At 37.1% G+C, this 18,620-nt stretch carries 22 protein-coding genes and 1 riboswitch; of the genes, 21 read left to right on the top strand and 1 reads right to left on the bottom strand.

The annotated features are described in order from the left end of the window. Positions 1-70: 70 nt before the first annotated feature. The 7 genes from N7Z68_RS01295 to N7Z68_RS01265 all read left to right on the top strand — a co-directional run bounded on the left by N7Z68_RS01295 (position 71) and on the right by N7Z68_RS01265 (position 3,824). Positions 71-274: a DUF1657 domain-containing protein gene (locus N7Z68_RS01295; protein WP_275116642.1), complete on the top strand. Its 204-nt coding sequence runs from the start codon at positions 71-73 to the stop codon at positions 272-274. Between the two features lie 133 nt (positions 275-407). Beyond that, a complete protein-coding gene (locus N7Z68_RS01290; protein WP_275116641.1) occupies positions 408-854 on the top strand; it encodes a YhcN/YlaJ family sporulation lipoprotein in 447 nt (148 codons plus the stop codon). Between the two features lie 15 nt (positions 855-869). Beyond that, positions 870-1,349 carry a stage V sporulation protein AC gene (gene spoVAC, locus N7Z68_RS01285; protein ID WP_275116640.1) on the top strand — a complete coding sequence of 160 codons (480 nt, stop codon included), beginning with the start codon at positions 870-872 and terminating at the stop codon, positions 1,347-1,349. Then, the gene (gene spoVAD / locus N7Z68_RS01280; RefSeq protein WP_275116639.1) at positions 1,349-2,359 is read left to right on the top strand and encodes a stage V sporulation protein AD; all 1,011 of its coding nucleotides are present in this window, start codon (positions 1,349-1,351) and stop codon (positions 2,357-2,359) included. The genes spoVAC and spoVAD overlap by 1 nt, the downstream gene beginning before the upstream one ends. Positions 2,360-2,364: 5 nt before the next feature. Then, a complete protein-coding gene (gene spoVAE / locus N7Z68_RS01275; RefSeq protein ID WP_275116638.1) occupies positions 2,365-2,715 on the top strand; it encodes a stage V sporulation protein AE in 351 nt (116 codons plus the stop codon). A 12-nt stretch (positions 2,716-2,727) separates the two neighbouring features. Beyond that, positions 2,728-2,934 (top strand): DUF1657 domain-containing protein, encoded by a 207-nt coding sequence (locus N7Z68_RS01270; protein ID WP_275116637.1) that lies wholly within the window; start codon positions 2,728-2,730, stop codon positions 2,932-2,934. Positions 2,935-2,966: 32 nt separating this feature from the next. Then, the gene (locus N7Z68_RS01265) at positions 2,967-3,824 is read left to right on the top strand and encodes a DUF421 domain-containing protein (protein ID WP_275116636.1); all 858 of its coding nucleotides are present in this window, start codon (positions 2,967-2,969) and stop codon (positions 3,822-3,824) included. Positions 3,825-4,123: 299 nt separating this feature from the next. Here N7Z68_RS01265 and N7Z68_RS01260 read toward each other — a convergent pair whose 3' ends face one another. Then, complete coding sequence (locus N7Z68_RS01260) at positions 4,124-4,846, bottom strand: DUF421 domain-containing protein (protein ID WP_275116635.1); 723 nt, start codon at positions 4,844-4,846, stop codon at positions 4,124-4,126. A gap of 166 nt (positions 4,847-5,012) precedes the next feature. Between N7Z68_RS01260 and N7Z68_RS01255 the strand changes: the two genes are divergently transcribed. The 14 genes from N7Z68_RS01255 to N7Z68_RS01190 all read left to right on the top strand — a co-directional run bounded on the left by N7Z68_RS01255 (position 5,013) and on the right by N7Z68_RS01190 (position 18,600). Continuing rightward, complete coding sequence (locus N7Z68_RS01255; RefSeq protein ID WP_275116914.1) at positions 5,013-6,161, top strand: D-alanyl-D-alanine carboxypeptidase family protein; 1,149 nt, start codon at positions 5,013-5,015, stop codon at positions 6,159-6,161. Beyond that, the gene (locus N7Z68_RS01250; protein WP_275116634.1) at positions 6,154-6,741 is read left to right on the top strand and encodes a nucleoside recognition domain-containing protein; all 588 of its coding nucleotides are present in this window, start codon (positions 6,154-6,156) and stop codon (positions 6,739-6,741) included. The genes N7Z68_RS01255 and N7Z68_RS01250 overlap by 8 nt, the downstream gene beginning before the upstream one ends. A gap of 2 nt (positions 6,742-6,743) precedes the next feature. Further along, complete coding sequence (locus N7Z68_RS01245) at positions 6,744-7,277, top strand: spore maturation protein (RefSeq protein WP_275116633.1); 534 nt, start codon at positions 6,744-6,746, stop codon at positions 7,275-7,277. A gap of 217 nt (positions 7,278-7,494) precedes the next feature. Next, a complete protein-coding gene (locus N7Z68_RS01240; protein WP_275116632.1) occupies positions 7,495-8,223 on the top strand; it encodes a pseudouridine synthase in 729 nt (242 codons plus the stop codon). Positions 8,224-8,517: 294 nt separating this feature from the next. After that, complete coding sequence (gene resA / locus N7Z68_RS01235; RefSeq protein ID WP_275116631.1) at positions 8,518-9,045, top strand: thiol-disulfide oxidoreductase ResA; 528 nt, start codon at positions 8,518-8,520, stop codon at positions 9,043-9,045. Positions 9,046-9,057: 12 nt separating this feature from the next. Then, on the top strand, positions 9,058-10,716 hold the full coding sequence (resB, locus tag N7Z68_RS01230) for a cytochrome c biogenesis protein ResB (RefSeq protein WP_275116630.1): 1,659 nt from the start codon (positions 9,058-9,060) through the stop codon (positions 10,714-10,716). Continuing rightward, the gene (ccsB, locus tag N7Z68_RS01225) at positions 10,700-11,887 is read left to right on the top strand and encodes a c-type cytochrome biogenesis protein CcsB (RefSeq protein ID WP_275116629.1); all 1,188 of its coding nucleotides are present in this window, start codon (positions 10,700-10,702) and stop codon (positions 11,885-11,887) included. The genes resB and ccsB overlap by 17 nt, the downstream gene beginning before the upstream one ends. A gap of 140 nt (positions 11,888-12,027) precedes the next feature. Next, the gene (locus N7Z68_RS01220) at positions 12,028-12,744 is read left to right on the top strand and encodes a response regulator transcription factor (protein WP_275116913.1); all 717 of its coding nucleotides are present in this window, start codon (positions 12,028-12,030) and stop codon (positions 12,742-12,744) included. Next, positions 12,744-14,522 (top strand): ATP-binding protein, encoded by a 1,779-nt coding sequence (locus N7Z68_RS01215; RefSeq protein WP_275116628.1) that lies wholly within the window; start codon positions 12,744-12,746, stop codon positions 14,520-14,522. Before N7Z68_RS01220 ends, N7Z68_RS01215 begins: the two co-directional genes overlap by 1 nt. A 168-nt stretch (positions 14,523-14,690) precedes the next feature. After that, the gene (locus tag N7Z68_RS01210) at positions 14,691-15,254 is read left to right on the top strand and encodes a WD40/YVTN/BNR-like repeat-containing protein (RefSeq protein WP_275116627.1); all 564 of its coding nucleotides are present in this window, start codon (positions 14,691-14,693) and stop codon (positions 15,252-15,254) included. Between the two features lie 155 nt (positions 15,255-15,409). Beyond that, a complete protein-coding gene (locus N7Z68_RS01205) occupies positions 15,410-15,631 on the top strand; it encodes a hypothetical protein (protein ID WP_275116626.1) in 222 nt (73 codons plus the stop codon). A 24-nt stretch (positions 15,632-15,655) separates the two neighbouring features. Continuing rightward, the gene (locus N7Z68_RS01200) at positions 15,656-16,111 is read left to right on the top strand and encodes a flavodoxin (protein WP_275116625.1); all 456 of its coding nucleotides are present in this window, start codon (positions 15,656-15,658) and stop codon (positions 16,109-16,111) included. Positions 16,112-16,170: 59 nt separating this feature from the next. Beyond that, positions 16,171-16,349: riboswitch (cobalamin riboswitch) on the top strand. A gap of 240 nt (positions 16,350-16,589) precedes the next feature. Further along, complete coding sequence (locus N7Z68_RS01195) at positions 16,590-17,582, top strand: ABC transporter substrate-binding protein (protein ID WP_275116624.1); 993 nt, start codon at positions 16,590-16,592, stop codon at positions 17,580-17,582. Further along, positions 17,545-18,600, top strand: a complete 1,056-nt coding sequence (locus tag N7Z68_RS01190) for a FecCD family ABC transporter permease (RefSeq protein ID WP_373323087.1) — start codon at positions 17,545-17,547, stop codon at positions 18,598-18,600. The genes N7Z68_RS01195 and N7Z68_RS01190 overlap by 38 nt, the downstream gene beginning before the upstream one ends. Positions 18,601-18,620: the final 20 nt, after the last annotated feature.

Raw genomic sequence — 18,620 nt, 5'->3', positions numbered from 1 at the left:
TTATTATTTAGTTTTATAAATCAAATAATTAGTATCGTACCATTATTAATATTTTCAAGGAGGAACCACCATGACAGTAGCAAGTCAAGTAAAACAAACATTAGCTGGATTAAAGAGTGCACAAGCAAGTTTTGAAACATTTTCACTGCAAACTGAAAACCAACAAGCGAAGCAAATGTTCCAAAACTTAGCGCAACAAACTCAAGGTATAGTAGATACTTTAGCGCCACGTGTACAAGAAATTGAACAAGAAGAACCACAATATAAGAACTAACATACTGGTTAAAGGTTGATGTGATAAACGTCAACCTTCTTCTTACAGTTTATACAATGCAAAATCGGTTACATATAATATCGGACATTTGTCAAACTATAATCAATAAGAAGCTGAGAATAGGGTGGTTTCAATGAAAAAGTTTTCCTTATTTATTTTAACTTTTTTTACGTTAGTTTGCATGCAGGTTGGTTGTGGTCAAATGAACTTACAACAACAAGAACAAACTCCGCTGTTTATTGGTCAAGAAGCTATTGTTGATCAAACGCAAGCTGACAATGCTAAAAAGATTGTCCTTTCAATGGATGAGGTGATTGAGGTGAGAGGGGTTGCCAATCAGGACAACATCTACATCGCACCAGCTGTTAAACATTTTGACAGGCTCCATTTAGAAGGAATTAGAAAAGATGGTTTTGAGCGAGTGAAAAAACGCTATCCTAACTCAACAATTTTTCTCTCAACTGATAAAAAAATATTTATGGAGCTTGAAAAATTGGAAAGACAGCTAAAACAGGAGAGGATTTCAAAAGAAGAATTGGACAAAAGGTTAAAAAAACTTGAAGAAGATATGAAAGGGTAAAGTGAGGAGCGAACTATGTCTGATCAAAAAAAGAAAAACTTAACCCCAGTGCAACAAGAATACCAAAAATTCGCTAGTGAACATGAAATTAAACGACCATGGCTTAAAAATTGTATTCGTGCTTTTTTTATTGGTGGTTTAATTTGTTTGTTCGGTCAGTTCGTACAAACTTTCTTTTATACATTTTTTGATTTTACAGAACGTACTGCAGGTAATCCAACCGTGGCATTTCTGATTTTTCTATCGGTATTACTAACAGGATTTGGTGTGTATGATCGGATAGCACAAATAGCTGGTGCTGGAACAGCTGTCCCTGTTACTGGATTTGCTAATTCTGTAGCTAGTGCTGCCATTGAACATCGTACGGAAGGGTATGTGCTTGGTGTTGGTGGTAATATGTTTAAATTAGCTGGTTCAGTTATTGTTTTTGGAACGGTAGCCGCGTTTGTAATTGCCATTATTAAAACAATTGTTATTCAATGGGGGGGATTATAATGCTAACCGGCCATCGAACTTGGACGTTTGAATCAAAGCCTGTCATCCTATCTACTGGTACTGTCGGTGGTCCTTTTGAAGCGAACGGAAATATTCCTGACGATTTTGATACGCTTCACGAAGATATGTGGATGGGACAAGACTCTTATGAAAAAGCACATCGCATTTTATTTGAAGAAGCATGTAATAAAGCGATTGAAAAAGGCGGAATAGAAAAAGAAGCTGTGGAGTTTATTATTGCAGGTGACTTAGTCAATCAAATTACGCCAACGAGTTTTGCTTGTCGAACATTAAGTATTCCATACATTGGGCTATTTGGGGCGTGCTCAACTTCAATGGAAGGATTAGCATTATCAGCGTTTATATTAAACGGAGGTGGAGCTAATTATATATTGACTGGGTCATCAAGTCATAACTCAGCTGTAGAAAAGCAATTTAGATACCCTACGGAATACGGTGCTCAAAAACCACCGACTGCTCAATGGACGGTAACTGCCTCTGGCGTTGGATTATTAGGAAAAACAGGCAACGGACCGAGAGTAACTTCTGCAACGATAGGAAGAGTCGTTGATATGGGGGTAAGTGATCCGTTCAATATGGGAGCAGCCATGGCCCCAGCAGCTGTTGATACAATTGAAGCTCATTTAAGAGATATGCAAGTTGGTCCTGACCATTATGATCTCATTGCAACAGGCGATTTAGGCAAGATCGGTCACTCTATCGCAATTGATTTATTAGCAAAGCATGGATTAGAGCTGACTGAAGAAAAATTTCAAGATTGCGGTTTAATGATTTATCGAGAGAAACAACCCGTACTCGCTGGTGCAAGTGGATCAGGTTGTTCTGCTGCAGTTACATACGGGCATTTACTTAATCGAATGAAACGTGGAGAAATTAACCGAATGTTAATTGTAGCGACAGGGGCTCTATTATCTCCATTATCATTTCAACAAAAAGAAACGATCCCATGTATCGCCCACGCAGTTGCAATTGAAGCAGGAGGTGACTAATAACGATGATCTTTTTTTGGGCATTCGTAGTTGGAGGTATTATTTGTGTTATTGGACAAATTTTAATGGATGTTCTCAAACTTACCCCTGCACATACAATGAGCACGTTAGTTGTAACAGGAGCCGTACTAGATGGGTTTGGGTTGTATGAGCCGCTCATCGACTTTGCGGGGGCTGGTGCAACCGTCCCAATTACAAGTTTTGGTAATGCATTAGTTCATGGGGCCATGGCAGAAGCTGAAAAGCATGGGTTAGTCGGTGTTATTACAGGGATTTTTGAAGTTACGAGTGCGGGTATTTCAGCCGCTATAATATTTGGTTTTTTTGCAGCATTGATTTTTAAACCTAAGGGATAGTGAGGGATTGATATGACAGTAGCTTCACAGGTAAAACAGTGCCTTTCTTCACTCAAGGGAATTGAGGCATCATTAAATACATTTTCAATTGAAACAGAAGATGAAGAAGTGCGACAAGTTTTTCATGAAACCTGCTTAACCACTAGAAAAGTAATTGGCGACATCGAAAAGAGAATCGGCGAACTTGAACGAGAAGAGCCTCAATATAATGGATTTTAGTTTATGAAAGATTTAAGAGAGGAGGGTTTCATTTGCCAGGCTGGTTAGAAATCGTTTTACGCTCATCAGTTGGTATTATTGTTGTTTTGGTTGGTGCGAAACTCTTTGTACGCAAAGCTATTGGAGAGCTTTCGTACTTTGAATTTATCGTAGCGGCGGCGGTGGCTATCATTGTTGGAATTGGTTCTGTAGCATTAAGCATCCCCGCTGGCCATGTAGCCATAGCTCTATTTATATGGATTTTTATCCCCTACATTATCGGTTCATTATCTGTAAAAAGTAAGACATTTCGAAATGTAATCGGTGGTAAAGGCATCCCGATCATTAAAGACGGTAAAGTCCTTGAAGATAATATTAGAAAAGGTCGATATACGACAGACGAATTGTTGAGTAAACTAAGAACAAAAGACGTCTTCCGTGTTGCGGATGTAGAGTTTGCCGTTCTAGAGCCAAATGGAGCAGTTAACGTTCTATTAAAAAAAGATTATCAACCTTTAACGCCAAAGGATATGCAAATCCAGGTCGCTCCAATTAAGCAGCCAGAAACAGTAATCATGGACGGGAAAATTCTAGATGAACCACTTGCTACTATAGGATTTAACCGGAGATGGTTAGAACATGAACTAGACAAAATAGGTGTTGCTATTGAAAATGTCTATTTAGGCCAAATAGACTCCTATGGAGAGTTAACTGTCGATGTATTTGATGATCAAATTGAAATTCCAGAACCTGTTGAAAAACCACTTTTATTTGCATCGATTAAAAAGTGTCAAGCTGATTTGGAAGTTTTCTCCATGGAGACTGAGTCCGAGCAGGCAAAAAAAATGTATCAACGTTGTGCTAAAGATATGGACGATGTAATGAAAAAGTTAAAACCAATTTTGAGATAAGAGGCGGATCTGTGATGCTGCCTCTTGTTTTTGAGTGATAGAAAGTATAAAATTCAGAGTCTAGCTCCAAGACTGGCTTGATTTTAAGAACTTTATGCATTTATTTTCAACTTTGGTTAATTTATTTTCAACTTAGTTCAGTTTATTTTTAACTTTACTGATTTTATATTCAACTTTTTCATTTTATCGATTTCTCGACATAAACCTACAAAATTCATGTGTTCCTTTAGCTCATACGGTGTGCTCCAGTTCGTACGTGGCTAAAGGGGCGCTTGTGCTTTTCTTATTTTCATTTCACGTTAATGATAAAAAGGAGGCATATGTTGCTCTTCTTTTTTCAATGAAATATGAAGTTCTTGATTTTGATTAATAGAAGCGAAAAAAATTCGATTCACGTTTGGTATCCTTCTCTTTTGTAACTCTTTAATGAGCCACGGACGATCTAAGCCTACATAAGTTAAGATGTCTTCGTAAACCTCACCTTCTACGATTAAAGGCAGAGCTAAACTGACACTCTTTTTCTCTAAATTCATATCTTCAATGGTAACTTCCATCTTATTTTCTTGCTTCATTACACTCATTTGTCCATTTCCTTCAATGATAGCGACTTTAACCTCCCGAATATCAAAGATATCTTTCTGCCTTAACATTTGCAATACATTATCGATGGTATATTGTATCCTCCTTAAGTTTTCAACTAGTACTTTTCCATCTTGAATAACTAAAGTCGGTTCAAAAGTAAGTTTCTTACCTAATTTACGATTGGATATTAATAAACGAGCAACCGACTTTTGGAGTAATGGAATGACGATAACAGCTAAATAGGTATAAATATGATCAACGGTTGGGTCGGCAATATCGGCACCAATAACATTAGATAATGTAATAATGATGAGAAAGTCAAATATAGGCATTTCGCCAAGCGAACGTTTACCCATATAAATTGTAACCATTAAAAACAACGGAAAGATCGTTAAAATGCGAGCCAGTATAATGACAGATTCTCTAAGAATATCGTCCATTTCATCACCAAATCACTTAACTATAGTAGTAATTAATTCATGATAGTTTTCTCAAATAGATGGGGAAGTATTCCATTTTATTAGGAGTTGGACAAATTTGTTCATACTTCATTTTCTTGTGCATACACTTGTACAAACTACTATTCAGGCGGGGATTTATATGTACATGAGAAAAAAAGTACTAATCATATGTTTATCTATTAGTTTATTACTTTCTACATTTTCATTTACGAGTAAAAGTGAGGCTTTTTCGGTCTCTGCCCAAGGGGCTATTTTAATTGAACAATCTTCAGGTCGAGTATTATATGGGAAAAATGAACATCAACAAATGAGGATTGCTAGTATTACCAAGATTATGACAGCGATTCTAGCAGTTGAATCAGGAAAGATGGAAGAGTATGTAAAAGTTTCAACTCGAGCGGAAGGAACAGAAGGATCGTCCCTTTATTTAAAAGCTGGAGAAAAAATTAAGCTTGAGGATTTAGTGTATGGTCTTATGCTCCGGTCTGGAAATGATGCTGCTGTCGCGATAGCCGAACATGTTGGGGGAAGTCTTGAAGGGTTCGTTTATTTAATGAATCAAAAAGCTCAAGAAATCGGTATGAATCGAACCGTTTTCTCAAACCCACACGGACTTGATGATCATGAAGAACATTATTCAACCGCTTATGACATGGCGAAGCTTACGCAGTATGCAATGGAGAGCGAGCAATATCGAGAAATTTCGTCTACTAAAAATTATAAGGCACAAAGAGAAGGTGACGTATATAGTTACTGGCAAAATAAAAATAGACTTCTTACTCAATTATACAAATACTCTACAGGCGGTAAGACAGGTTTCACAAAAAGAGCGAAAAGAACGCTTGTGTCAACAGCGACAAAAGAAGATCTAGATTTAATTTGTGTTACTTTAAATGCACCAAGTGACTGGAACGATCATATGAATCTATTTAATTCTGCATTTGACCGATATCAAGTCGAGACTCTCGCAGAGGAAGGAACGATCAAGGGTATTCAAGATGAATTCTACAAAGATAGAGTTTATATACCATATACATTTAAGTACCCGCTTACTGTGAAAGAAAGAGAAGGCGTAAAAAAGGATATTACCCTATATCGTCCCCCAAAAGGTGAAGAGGCCAATAATATTTATATGCCCCAACCGGTTGGGAAGTTAACTATAACAATGAATGGTAAAACATTAAATAGTATCCCTCTTTATTTCTTAACACCAATAGAAGAGGAGAAAAAAGGATTTTGGTCTCAAATAAAGGAAATTTTCTTTCTCACTTTGGGAGTGAAAATCATTGATTAATATCATTTGGGTGACCATGCTCATCATTGGACTAATTTTTGCAGGAATAAATGGGAAAATGCCTGAGGTAAATGAAGCTATATTTGCAGGTGCTAAAGATGCAGTCACCATTTGCTTCGGGCTAATAAGTATCCTTGTTTTTTGGCTGGGGATGATGAAAATTGCACAGAGTGCCGGTCTGTTAGACGGATTAGCAAAACTGTTGAGGCCAATTGCAACTAGATTATTTCCGGAAGTACCTAGTAATCATCCAGCAATGGGTTACATTCTTTCCAACATGACAGCAAATATGTTTGGTTTGGGAAATGCGGCTACACCTATGGGGATTAAAGCAATGCAAGAGTTACGCAGGTTAAATGGTGACCGAGACGAAGCTAGTCGATCAATGATTACCTTATTAGCGATCAATACCGCTAGTATTACGTTAATACCAACGACTGTTATTTCAATTCGTATGACCTATGATTCAGTATCACCTACAGAAATTGTCGGGACAACGATACTTGCTACATTTTGTTCAACGGTTGGTGCCATTCTAATTGATCGATATTTTTATTATCGTCGAATGAGGAGGAGGTAAGCATGGGATGGATAACAGTAATATCAATATGGATAATTCCAATGCTTATCGCTTTTATTTTGTTATATGGAACATACAAAAAAGTTCCTACGTATGAAACGTTTGTTGAGGGAGCAAAAGAAGGCTTTTCAATGGCCATTTCAATCATTCCTTATTTAGTTGGAATGCTTGTAGCTATATCAGTTTTTCGGGCATCAGGAGCAATGGACTTTATTATTGATTCATTAAGGCCGGTATTGCATGCGATTGGTGTTCCTAGCGAAATTGTTCCTCTAGCAATGATCCGGCCTATTTCTGGAACAGGAGCTTTAGGAATGACGACAGATTTAATTGCTACATATGGTCCGGACTCTTTCATAGGTAGACTAGCCTCCACGATGCAAGGAAGTACAGACACGACATTGTATGTGTTAACCGTTTATTTTGGAGCAGTCGGGATTAAGAAAATGGGTGATGCTTTAAAAGTTGGGCTTTTAGCAGATATAGTTGGTATTATTGCTTCTATTGTTATCGTTACATTAGTGTTTGGACCGTAAACTTTATTATTAACACTAACTCCGGTTAGTGTTTTTTTCTTTTGATCTTCTCACAAATGTTGTGCAAGTACCCTAAAGAGCAAGAAATAAAAAATAAAAAGTATTGATTATTAAGTCTAGCTTATCTAATATGTAAAAAGTGACAATAATTAGCCTATAATAATGAAAACTTGAGAATTTACATCAGAAGCTTTAAGATGTTCAATGAGGTGAAAATATGGAACGATTACAAAAAGTTATTGCCCAAGCGGGTGTAACATCAAGAAGAAAAGCAGAACAGTTAATAGTTGAAGGAAGGGTAAGTGTTAACGGTCAAATAGTTCGTGAATTAGGAGTTAAAGTAAACGCTAATAAAGATGACATAGAAGTAAATGGAGTGCCAATTGACCGGGAACAACCGGTTTATTTTTTGCTATATAAGCCAGCTGGCGTCATCTCAAGTGTATCAGATGACAAGGGTCGTAAAGTCGTAACCGATTTTATCGAAGCAGAGGAAAGAATTTTTCCAGTAGGTAGACTCGACTACGATACTTCTGGACTTATTCTGTTAACGAATGACGGGGAGTTTGCTAATCTTCTGATGCATCCAAGACATACAATTGATAAAGTGTATGTTGCAAAAATTAAAGGTGTCCCTACAAGAGAACAGTTAAAGCAGTTAAAAGACGGGATTCGCCTAGAAGATGGCAAGACGGCACCTGCAAAAGTTAAGGTGCTTTCAGTGAATAAAAAAAATCAAACATCAATTGTTCAATTAACAATACACGAAGGAAGAAATCGTCAAGTACGCAGAATGTTTGAAGCGCTAGGCTATCAAGTGATGAAATTAAAAAGAGAGCAATATGGTTTCTTGGATCTTACAGGACTGACACCTGGCGAATTCAGGCCTTTGAAGCCAATTGAGGTTAAACATTTCCGAGAAATAGCTGTCACACAAAAGTCATAATCTTAACTAAATAAGCAACATTCCCATAGTTATAATAAGACTAAAGGTAGAAAAATGTCGTAATTTAAAAGTTAGAAAGAATAAACCATTCTTTCTAACCTGTTTTTAAATTTTCTTCAAACTTTTTTCATACTTCTTTGAAACAATCACATAGTCAAATCATCTGTGAGTAAAAGGTAGTTGAGAAGAAAAGAAGTGGGCACGTATCAAAGTCGATTTCTACCAATCTAACAACACTTCTTACTTTTGAGATAAACGCCCGACGCGTTTTTCTTTATGAGAGGGGAGAGCATAATGAAACAAAGAAGGCTTATTATTCGTAGTTCCATTTTAGCAATCATCACGATCGCTATCGGTTATACGTTCTATATCAACTTCTTTTCAGATCAATCGGTTGTTCGTGCAGGAGATAAGGCCAAAAATTTTGTCGTTGCTGATTTAGTCGGCGAAACGATTGAATTAAGAGAACTAGAAGGGAAAGGTGTTTTCTTAAACTTTTGGGGAACATTTTGTCCACCGTGCGAAAAAGAAATGCCTATAATGGAAGAGCTTTACCACGAGTATAAAGATCAAGGAATTGAGATCATCGCACTAAATGTAGACGAGTCCGATTTGGTCGTTCAAAATTTTGTAGACCGGTACAAGCTGTCGTTTCCAGTCGCTATCGACAAAGGACGGAAAATTACAGAAGCTTATGGAATTCGTCCACTTCCAACCACAATTTTAATTGATGAATTTGGAGAAGTCGTCCGGGTGCATACTGGATTTATGGACGAGCCAATCGTAAGAAAATTTTTAGAAGAGATAAAACCGCAATCCTAATGAGGTGTTCACATGAGTAAAGAAATTAAATGCGAATGTGGTCATGTCAATCCATTTGGAACTGAAATTTGTGAATCGTGTGGTAAACCTTTAGAAGCTGAAAAGACTGAACTTCTTAATATGAGATATGAAGGTGTTGCACGCCGGTCGCAAACCTACAATAAGACGATAATTGATAAAATTTGGAATTTCTTTTCTTCCGTCAAAGTAGGAATATGGATTATCGTGATTACTCTCGTTGCATCATCTATCGGGACAATATTTCCACAAGAAATGTATATACCACCCAGAGTAAATCCAGCACGGTTTTACGCGGAAGAATACGGATTTTTAGGTCAGCTCTACTACCAGCTTGGTTTTCATGACCTTTATGGTTCATGGTGGTACATGCTATTAATAGCAGCCCTAGGAGTTTCTTTAACGATTGCAAGCTTGGATCGTGTAGTTCCATTATATCGTGCTCTAAAAACACAACGAGTAACGAGACACGAAAACTTTTTGAAACGTCAACGAATTTTTGGAACTTCAAAAGTGAGTAATGATGATGCAGCAATTACAAAAGTTAAAGAGAATTTAGAAAAGCGTAAGTATAACGTAACTGAAGAAAATGGAAACCTTGTGGGTGAGAAAGGTCGCTTTTCACGTTGGGGTCCATACGTTAACCATATTGGAATTATCATCTTTTTAATTGGCTGTATGTTACGTTACTTCCCAGGCATGTATATCGACGACTTTGTTTGGATTCGTGAAGGGGAAATTGAGGTTATTCCAGGTACGAATCAAGAGTATTACTTAAAAAATGAAAAGTTCATTGTTGAGTTATATGATGAAGACGATGAGGTATTTGGAGAAGCGATTAGAAACTCTGGAGCTACAGTCGTTAAAACGTATCAAACCAATGCAGTCCTATTTAAAAGAGAAGAAACCGATACAATTGGTGCAGATGCAGAATTGGTAGAAGTGGATCGCCATGAAATTCTAGTAAATCAGCCATTTAAATTTGATGGTTTTGCATTATATCAAGTCGATTACAAATTACATGAGTTAAATGAAATGAGCTTTAATATGCTCCGTAAAGGGGCAGAAGAACCGATTGGAGGCTTTTCTGTCAATCTATTTGATCCACAAGCAGAATATGACTTAGGAGATGGCTATAAGGTAAAAGTTCGCCATTACTTCCCTGATTATTTCTTAAATGACCAAGGACAGCCTGCGAGCCAGTCAAGAATTCCTAATAATCCTGCGTTCATCTTTGAAATGGTATCTCCTGAACATCCCGATGGAGAAGTAAGTTTCTTAGCCATTGGACAAAACTTAGAACCTTTCGGGGAGAATGATTACCAATTACGATTTGATGGTGTGGAAACTAAAAATGTTACAGCTCTAACGGTACGAAAAGACTATACACTAGGTATCTTAATTGTCGGCGGATTGATCTTCATGATTGGACTCATTCAAGGATCATATTGGGTACATCGTAGAATTTGGTTTCAACGTATTAATGGAGAAATTTGGATCGCTGGTCATACGAATAAAAACTGGAACTCTTTGAAAGATGAAGTCGATCGAATGATTGAAGGAACAGAACTTTCTTCTCCAGTAGACCAAGTTGCTTTAAAGGAAGATGAGAAACAACCTAAGGAGGAAGTGCAAGATGGCAGCTTTAAGTAGTAATTTATTAATGGTTGCTTTCTTCTTGTATTTAGCATCGACAATCTTCTTTGCTGTATCGATTACAGGGAAGAAGTGGCGTGACAAGCAAGGAGAAATGAGTGGTAACCGTTGGGGAACATTCGGATTTATTTCTGCGATCGTCGGTTTTTTATTTGCAATGGGCTATTTTATTACACGTTGGATCGTAGCGGGGCATGCACCTGTAAGTAATATGTTTGAATATACGACCTTTTTAGGAATTATGGTAGGACTTGCTTTTATTATCATTTACGCTATTTATCGCTCCAACATACTTGGCTTATTTTCGATGCCAACCGTCATGTTGATCATAGCTTATGCATCGATTTTTCCAAGCGAAGTAGCACCTTTAATTCCTGCTTTACAAAGTATCTGGTTGAAAATACATGTTATTACAACTGCATTAGGACAAGGGATACTTGCGATTGGCTTTGCTGCAGGTTTGATTTATTTACTTCGTACTATCGATTATTCTAAAAAGGATAAAAAGACGAGATCTTTAGAGTTTATTTTATACAGTATTATTGCAACAGTTGGATTTATACTAGTAGGGTATCTTTTTAATGCATTAAATTATGAGGCATCCTTCTCATATGTTAATGAAAAAGACCAACCAGCGGAAATGGTCTATAATTTACCCCCATTACTAGGACCAAACGAAGGTCAATTGTTAACAGAAGATCGTATGAGTCCGTGGCTTGAAATGCCTGCTTGGTTACGTAGTGATGATGCAAATACGGTAGTTTGGGCTTTGTTAGCTGGTATTGTTTTATATTGGTTGTTACGATTAATCTTTAGAAAACCAATTGGTGCGCAAATTCAGCCTATCTTAAAAGGAGTAAATGCAGATCGTGTCGATGAATTAAGCTATCGTGCGATTGCGATCGGGTTCCCAATATTCACACTCGGTGGTTTAATTTTTGCAATGATATGGGCACAAATTGCTTGGACACGCTTCTGGGGTTGGGATCCTAAAGAAGTTTGGGCTCTTATTACATTCTTATTTTATGCTGCGTATTTACATCTTCGACTTTCTAAAGGTTGGCACGGTGAACGTTCAGCATGGTTATGTGTAATAGGGTTTGCCATCATCATGTTTAACCTTGTATTTGTTAACTTAGTAATTGCTGGTTTACACTCTTATGCGTAAGGAATGAGGCTGACTCAAATTTTTGAGTCAGCCTCATCATTGTATCGTTTTGATTATTGTTGAAACGTGGTAAAATAAAGAGTATTATGTCGTAGCACACATTTTATGTACTATTTGTTTATATTTGGGAGGTAAAGATGATGGAACAAGAGGCTAAGATTTTAGTAGTAGATGACGAGGAGCGTATTCGTCGACTATTAAAGATGTACTTAGAGAGAGAAAACTATGAAGTAGAAGATGCTGAAAATGGCGAGATAGCATTAGAAATGGCATTAAAAGAAGATTACGATTTAATTTTGCTTGATATTATGATGCCTGGTATAGATGGAATTGAAGTTTGTCAGGAGTTACGTAAAACAAAAGCGACACCAATTATTATGCTTACAGCAAAAGGTGAAGAGGCAAACCGTGTACAAGGCTTTGAAGTGGGAACGGATGACTATATTGTTAAACCTTTCAGTCCGCGTGAGGTTGTTTTACGAGTGAAAGCTCTGTTACGTCGATCTTCTTCAACTAAATTCTTACAAACGAATACAGGGTCAAAAGATATTCTTGTTTTCCCGCATTTGACGATTGATAATGATGCACACCGTGTAACAGTAGAAGGTACAGAAATTAACTTAACGCCTAAAGAGTATGAATTACTTCATTATTTAGCATTATCGCCTGATAAAGTATTCTCTCGGGAACAATTATTAAAAGATGTGTGGAATTACGACTTCTTCGGTGATCTAAGAACTGTAGATACTCATGTGAAACGATTACGTGAAAAGTTAAATCGGGTGTCTCCAGATGCTGCGAGTATGATATCAACGGTCTGGGGCGTTGGTTATAAATTCGAGGCAGTGAAAGGGTAATGCTTTGGCGGAGTGTTGTAGGTAAGCTTTGGTTTACGATCCTGCTATTAGTATCTGTTTTATTGTCTATATTAATGGTCATGCTTCTTCAATACTTCGAGAAATTTCATGTTATTGAAGCTGAATCTCAGCTTATGAATCATGCAAAGATGGTAGCAACGATTATTGAAGAATATGAAAATGAAGAGACCGCACTATCAACAATATCAAAAATTGCAGAGTCTTATGAGACAAAAGTAGTCATTATCCAAGGTGATGATTACTGGTATTCTTCTAATGATACAGTCAATGTTGATTTACCTATTGCGACTTTTTTTGAAGATCCTATTCTTTCACAAGTTTTTGAACAGGGCGAACAAGTTGTCAGCCAAGGGGACTTTCCTTTTTATGAAAATGGTGAAGAAGTTCATACAGAAGTCATGATCGTCGGTCGTCCAGTTCAAATGGTAGACGTGGCAGGTGCTGTATTCTTGTATCAATCTCTATCTGCATTAGAAGAAACAACCGGTGAAACGAAAAGAATCATTTATTTTTCTGCAGGTATTGCAATAGTATTAACGACGATTTTTGCGTTCTTCTTATCGTCACGAATAACAGCTCCTCTTCGAAAAATGAGACAAGCATCGATGGAAGTTGCCGAAGGTAAATTTGATACAAAAGTACCGATCTTAACAAATGATGAAATTGGCCAACTGGCAATAGCTTTTAATCGAATGGGGCGCGAGTTAAATCGGAATTTAATGGCTTTAAGTCAAGAAAAAGAACAGTTATCTAGAATTTTAAGCAGTATGGCCGATGGCGTTATTACAATTGATCGCAAAGGGAAGATCGTTGTTACGAATCCACCAGCTGAACGTTTCTTGCAAGCTTGGTATTACGATCAAGGTTTAGACGGCAAAGACGATGATTTACCAAAAGCGATTAAAAAGTTATTTCAGCAAGTCGTGGCAATTGAAAAAGAACAAGCAATGGAAATTGATATACAAGGCAGGAGTTGGGCGATTATTCTTTCCCCACTCTACGATAAAACGTTCGTGCGCGGTGCAGTCGCAGTCATTCGTGATATCACTGAAGAGAGGCGATTAGATAAGCTACGTAAAGACTTTATTGCAAATGTATCTCATGAGCTTAGAACCCCTATTTCTATGTTACAAGGGTATAGTGAAGCAATCATTGATGACATTGCTCAGACCGATGAAGAGAAAAAGGAAATTGCGCAAATTATTTATGATGAATCGCTCAGAATGGGCAGACTCGTCAATGAACTACTCGACTTAGCCCGGATGGAAGCAGGTCATATTGAGTTACAGCTTCAAGTTGTAGATGTAATAGAGCTATCTGAAAAGATTAATCGAAAGTTCCAAGGGCTGGCGAAAGAACAAGGTATTACTTTAACAGCCCATATTGATGAGAACCTCACACCTGCCCATCTTGATCCTGACCGTGTTGAACAAGTGTTAACGAACTTGATCCATAATGCAATTCGCCATACAGATAAAGGCGGCACTGTGCAATTAAAAGTTCAGCAACTTGAAAACTACTTACGGTTCGATATCGAAGATAGTGGTTCAGGAATACCTGAAGAAGATTTACCGTTTGTTTTTGAGCGGTTTTACAAAGCTGATAAAGCAAGAACTCGGGGTCGTTCTGGAACTGGGCTTGGCCTCGCTATCGCTAGAAATATTGTTGAAGCCCATGGCGGTGAAATCTCGGTTCATAGTAAAATTAATGAAGGTACGACATTCACCTTTCAAATTCCTCGAAAAATAGAAGAATAAATGGAATACCAACGAATAATCTTGTTTCATAAGAAACAAATTTCAGCAAAAGAGAAGTCGAAATGACTTCTCTTTTTTTATATATTTACTATTGACAATGAAAATCATTTCCAACTATTATATCATTGAAAATGATTTTCATTATTAATACCGTTGGAGGAATTGCGAGTGAACATGATGGAAACTACAGTCCGTGGAGCTACTGCTGTTTGTAAAATTGAAAATGGAGAATACATAGTTGCAGTCGGAAGAGAAGGCATTTTTCGTATGAAAGGACATCAGTTAACAAGTCAATTTTTATTTCCATTTCGAATAGTAAAGCTCATTAAAGTTGGTTCACTACTATATGGAGTTGGTGAAAGAGGAGTTTTTATTAGAAGCAGTGATGGCGGGTTAACATGGAGTCATAAGTTTTTACCGACTTCTGCAACAATTTGGAGCGTAGTTGCTAGCTCTAAAGGACTTGTCATAACTCATGGGAACAATTCTTTATATTTTTCTTATGACTTCGGGGTGACTTGGAGCTCGATTTCTCCATTTGAGAAGCTAGGAAATAATTCTCCAGCTATTCGTTCATTATGTTTGTCTGGACATTCCTTATTCATCGGTATGAAAATTCATCGTAAATATGGAGGGGTTTGGAAACTAGATTTAGCTAGTTTAAAACTGTATTGGATTAAAAGAGAAAATGATTTTATGATTTCTAGTTTAACGGTTTATGAAAGTCGCTGATCGCTGCTGGAGGGTCGTGCAAAGGATCTAAAGGTAGAATTGAAACTTGTTATCTTTCAAAACGCCATAATAACGAATATTTTTGGGATGCTTTAACTCAAATTAAAAGCCAATCAAGCTTTTTAGATGTTACAGAAGACGATGGATATATTTTTGTGACATCTTCCCAGGACAAAGAGGACATTGCAACTGTTTCACAAATACACTTAGAACATAATATTATTGTTCCTTGTAATACCGTAAAAGGTCACGGATGGCGAATTGCAAATGATAAACAAGATTATGTTGTAACAGGTCATTATGAGTTGAAGCATTCAATGCAAGCTTATGATTTAACTGGAACGATTAAAAGTAACAATGAATTAGTCTTACATTAATAGTTTGAAAGGGGAATTTTAAAAATGAGTGAGGTTTTACTTGTTTATGCTAGTATGTCAGGAAATACAGAAGCGATTGCCGATTTAATTGAAGAAGGTTTGCAAGAGGAAAATATGAACGTAACGAAATTAGATGTTGTAGATTGTGACCCTGACCAATTAAATGCATTTGATGCCATAATTTTAGGTGCTTATACATGGGGAGATGGCGAACTTCCTGATGAATTTTTAGACTTGTATGATGAAATGGCTGGGCTGGATTTTACTGATAAACACTTTGCTGTCTTTGGTTCTGGGGATACAGCATATGATATCTTTTGTGGTGCTGTAGATTTATTAGAAGCGATGATTGATGAAAGAAAAGGTCAAATTGTTCAGCCGGGACTTAAAATAGAATTAGGCCCGGACGGTGAAGAAGAAACGTGCAAAGATTTTGGCAGAGAGTTTGCAAAAAAAGTTAAATTAGAAACAAGTGTTTAACTTTCTATAGACGAGATATCGAATATTTTGTATAATTAAGTCGTATCTTAATGAATTGAATAGTTAGTTAGCTTTAAGGTCACTCAAATGAGTGTGAAAAGGGAAGTTGGTGAAATTCCAACACGGTCGCGCCACTGTAAGTACGAATACTCTTTAATATACCACTGTCATATATGATGGGAAGGTAAAGAGGGATCATTGTACGAGTCAGGAGACCTGCCTTAGAGTATTGTGTAACCTTCGCGGAAAAGGTAAGCAGTGTGATAAGATCTGACTTTTGAAAAAGAGTATCCTTTGTTCTAATGAGAACGACACATAATGGAATGTTTTTAGCATCCAAGTGTTACTAGGTGATCTATTAAGCTGAAACCGAAGCTCTCCTTTGAAGGGGAGCTTTATTTTTTTACATACTTTTCCCTCCTGCCAATTCTTTCATCGGATACACAAAAATATATAAAATTAAAAGGGGTTGGAGAAATTGAAAAAATGGTATATGTGGTTAGTTACTTCATTACTTATTGTTGGTTTATTAACAGCATGTGGCACAGATAACCAAGAAGAACCGCAAACAGAAGAAGTACCGACGGAAGAAACAGAAGAGCAAACGACAGGTAGTGGAGAAGCAGCAGCTTTTCCGATAACAATTACTGATGCAACAGGATCTGAGATTGTCATTGAAGAAGAGCCACAAACATTAATCTCACTAGTTCCTAGTAATACGGAAATTGTGTATGCACTAGAAGCATTTGATCGAGTCGTTGCTGTAACAGATAATGACGACTTTCCAGAGGAAGTAAAAGATATTGATACAATTGGCGGAATGGAATTTAATGTTGAAAAAATTATCGCTGCGAACCCAGATTTAGTACTAGCGAATGAAATGAACAACGCAGAAGGTTTAGATCAAATTCGTAATGCGGGCGTCCAAGTACTTGTAGTAAATAACGCTTCTTCATTTGCGCAATTATATGATTCTATTGAAATGGTTGGAAATGCAGTTGGCAAGTTAGAAGAGGCTAATAATGTTATTACATCAATGCAAGATAGAATTAATGAAATACAAACAAAAGCAAGTGAAATTGAAGAGGCTGATCAAGCTACTGTTTGGGTAGAAATTTGGCCGGCTCCTGATATGTATACAACAGGAAAAGGTACGTTTATGCATGAAATGCTAGAGATGATTAATGCTACAAACGCTGCTGGAGATCAAGAAGGTTGGCCTATGTTTACGGAAGAAGATGCTGTTGTTCTAAATCCAGATGTGATCATTACAACTTATGGTCATGTTGAAGGTATGGAAAATGCAGTCGAAGACGTATTAGCACGTACAGCTTGGACTGAAGTAGAAGCTGTTAAAAACGAAAGAGTCTATAATATTGAAGCTAATATTGTAGAACGTCCAGGTCCTCGTTTAATTGAAGGGGTCGAAAAACTTGCAAAACTTATTTACCCAGATGTTTTCGAAAACTAATATCGTACTTGCTTATATAATTTGTTTTACCTTTTTATTGGCTTCGGTTGTTTTAGGCATTGCTCTTGGTAGCGTTCCCATATCATTTCTTGAAGTTATAACAGTTATAGGAAAAGAATGGATCGGGCTACCTATAGCAGCAGAAGTAGACCCGATGCTAGCAAATATTGTAATGGAAATAAGGTTTCCACGCGTTCTATTAGCCATGTTTGTTGGAGGGGCCCTTGCATTAGCGGGGGGTGCCTTTCAAGGTTTTTTAAAAAATCCATTAGCTGACCCTTATACACTTGGAGTATCCTCTGGATCGGCAGTTGGTGCTGTTGCTGTTTTGTTTTTTGGTATTAGTATACCAGTATTAGGAGCATTTACCTTACCGGTTATTAGTATTCTATCTGGATTTATTACATTATTTTTAGTGATTTTTTTCGCTAGAGCACTTAATCGTTCGATGGCAGCTCATACGGTTATTTTAGTAGGAATTATTTTGAGTTCTTTTCTAGGCTCGCTAATTTCATTAATGATAGCTTTAACAGGTGAAGAGTTAAGACAAATCATTGGTTGGTTAATGGGAAGTGTCTCGATGAGAGGTTGGAGCTATGTTTATTTAATTGCTCCGTTTTTCTTCGCAGGATTTTTGATCTTACTTTTTAATGCTAAAGAATTAAATGCATTAGCTTTCGGAGAAGAAACAGCTAAGCATCTCGGTGTTAATATTCAAGCTCGTAAACTGATGATTTTATTTGGAGCGGCTTTGTTAACGGGATCTGCTGTAGCAGTATCTGGGGCGATAGGTTTTGTCGGTTTAGTCATTCCTCATTTAACAAGGTTAATTTGGGGACCCGATCATCGTCATCTCTTACCGCTGTCTGTTTTAATCGGTGGAGGTTTTCTTGTGCTTACTGATTTAGTAGCTCGTACATTAATTGCTCCAACCGAATTGCCTATTGGAGTCATAACAGCTCTCATCGGTGGCCCAGTATTTGCAATCATCTTAATTAGACAACGTCATAGATTATAATCTGTATGGATGGGAGTGAA

This window comes from Alkalihalobacterium chitinilyticum, assembly GCF_029028005.1.
Classification (GTDB): Bacteria; Bacillota; Bacilli; order Bacillales; family Bacillaceae_F; genus Alkalihalobacterium; species Alkalihalobacterium chitinilyticum.
The sequence above is the reverse complement of the archived record's forward strand: the minus strand, read 5'-3'. Positions and strand labels throughout refer to the sequence as shown.

What these genes read in the sequence shown, in the direction of transcription:
- N7Z68_RS01295 (WP_275116642.1), top strand. Translation starts at nt 71, where the DNA reads ATGACAGTAGCAAGTCAAGTAAAACAAACATTAGCTGGATTAAAGAGT.
- N7Z68_RS01290 (WP_275116641.1), top strand. Translation starts at nt 408, where the DNA reads ATGAAAAAGTTTTCCTTATTTATTTTAACTTTTTTTACGTTAGTTTGC.
- spoVAC (WP_275116640.1), top strand. Translation starts at nt 870, where the DNA reads ATGTCTGATCAAAAAAAGAAAAACTTAACCCCAGTGCAACAAGAATAC.
- spoVAD (WP_275116639.1), top strand. Translation starts at nt 1,349, where the DNA reads ATGCTAACCGGCCATCGAACTTGGACGTTTGAATCAAAGCCTGTCATC.
- spoVAE (WP_275116638.1), top strand. Translation starts at nt 2,365, where the DNA reads ATGATCTTTTTTTGGGCATTCGTAGTTGGAGGTATTATTTGTGTTATT.
- N7Z68_RS01270 (WP_275116637.1), top strand. Translation starts at nt 2,728, where the DNA reads ATGACAGTAGCTTCACAGGTAAAACAGTGCCTTTCTTCACTCAAGGGA.
- N7Z68_RS01260 (WP_275116635.1), bottom strand. Translation starts at nt 4,846, where the DNA reads ATGGACGATATTCTTAGAGAATCTGTCATTATACTGGCTCGCATTTTA.
- N7Z68_RS01255 (WP_275116914.1), top strand. Translation starts at nt 5,013, where the DNA reads ATGAGAAAAAAAGTACTAATCATATGTTTATCTATTAGTTTATTACTT.
- N7Z68_RS01245 (WP_275116633.1), top strand. Translation starts at nt 6,744, where the DNA reads ATGGGATGGATAACAGTAATATCAATATGGATAATTCCAATGCTTATC.
- N7Z68_RS01240 (WP_275116632.1), top strand. Translation starts at nt 7,495, where the DNA reads ATGGAACGATTACAAAAAGTTATTGCCCAAGCGGGTGTAACATCAAGA.
- resA (WP_275116631.1), top strand. Translation starts at nt 8,518, where the DNA reads ATGAAACAAAGAAGGCTTATTATTCGTAGTTCCATTTTAGCAATCATC.
- resB (WP_275116630.1), top strand. Translation starts at nt 9,058, where the DNA reads ATGAGTAAAGAAATTAAATGCGAATGTGGTCATGTCAATCCATTTGGA.
- ccsB (WP_275116629.1), top strand. Translation starts at nt 10,700, where the DNA reads ATGGCAGCTTTAAGTAGTAATTTATTAATGGTTGCTTTCTTCTTGTAT.
- N7Z68_RS01220 (WP_275116913.1), top strand. Translation starts at nt 12,028, where the DNA reads ATGGAACAAGAGGCTAAGATTTTAGTAGTAGATGACGAGGAGCGTATT.
- N7Z68_RS01215 (WP_275116628.1), top strand. Translation starts at nt 12,744, where the DNA reads ATGCTTTGGCGGAGTGTTGTAGGTAAGCTTTGGTTTACGATCCTGCTA.
- N7Z68_RS01200 (WP_275116625.1), top strand. Translation starts at nt 15,656, where the DNA reads ATGAGTGAGGTTTTACTTGTTTATGCTAGTATGTCAGGAAATACAGAA.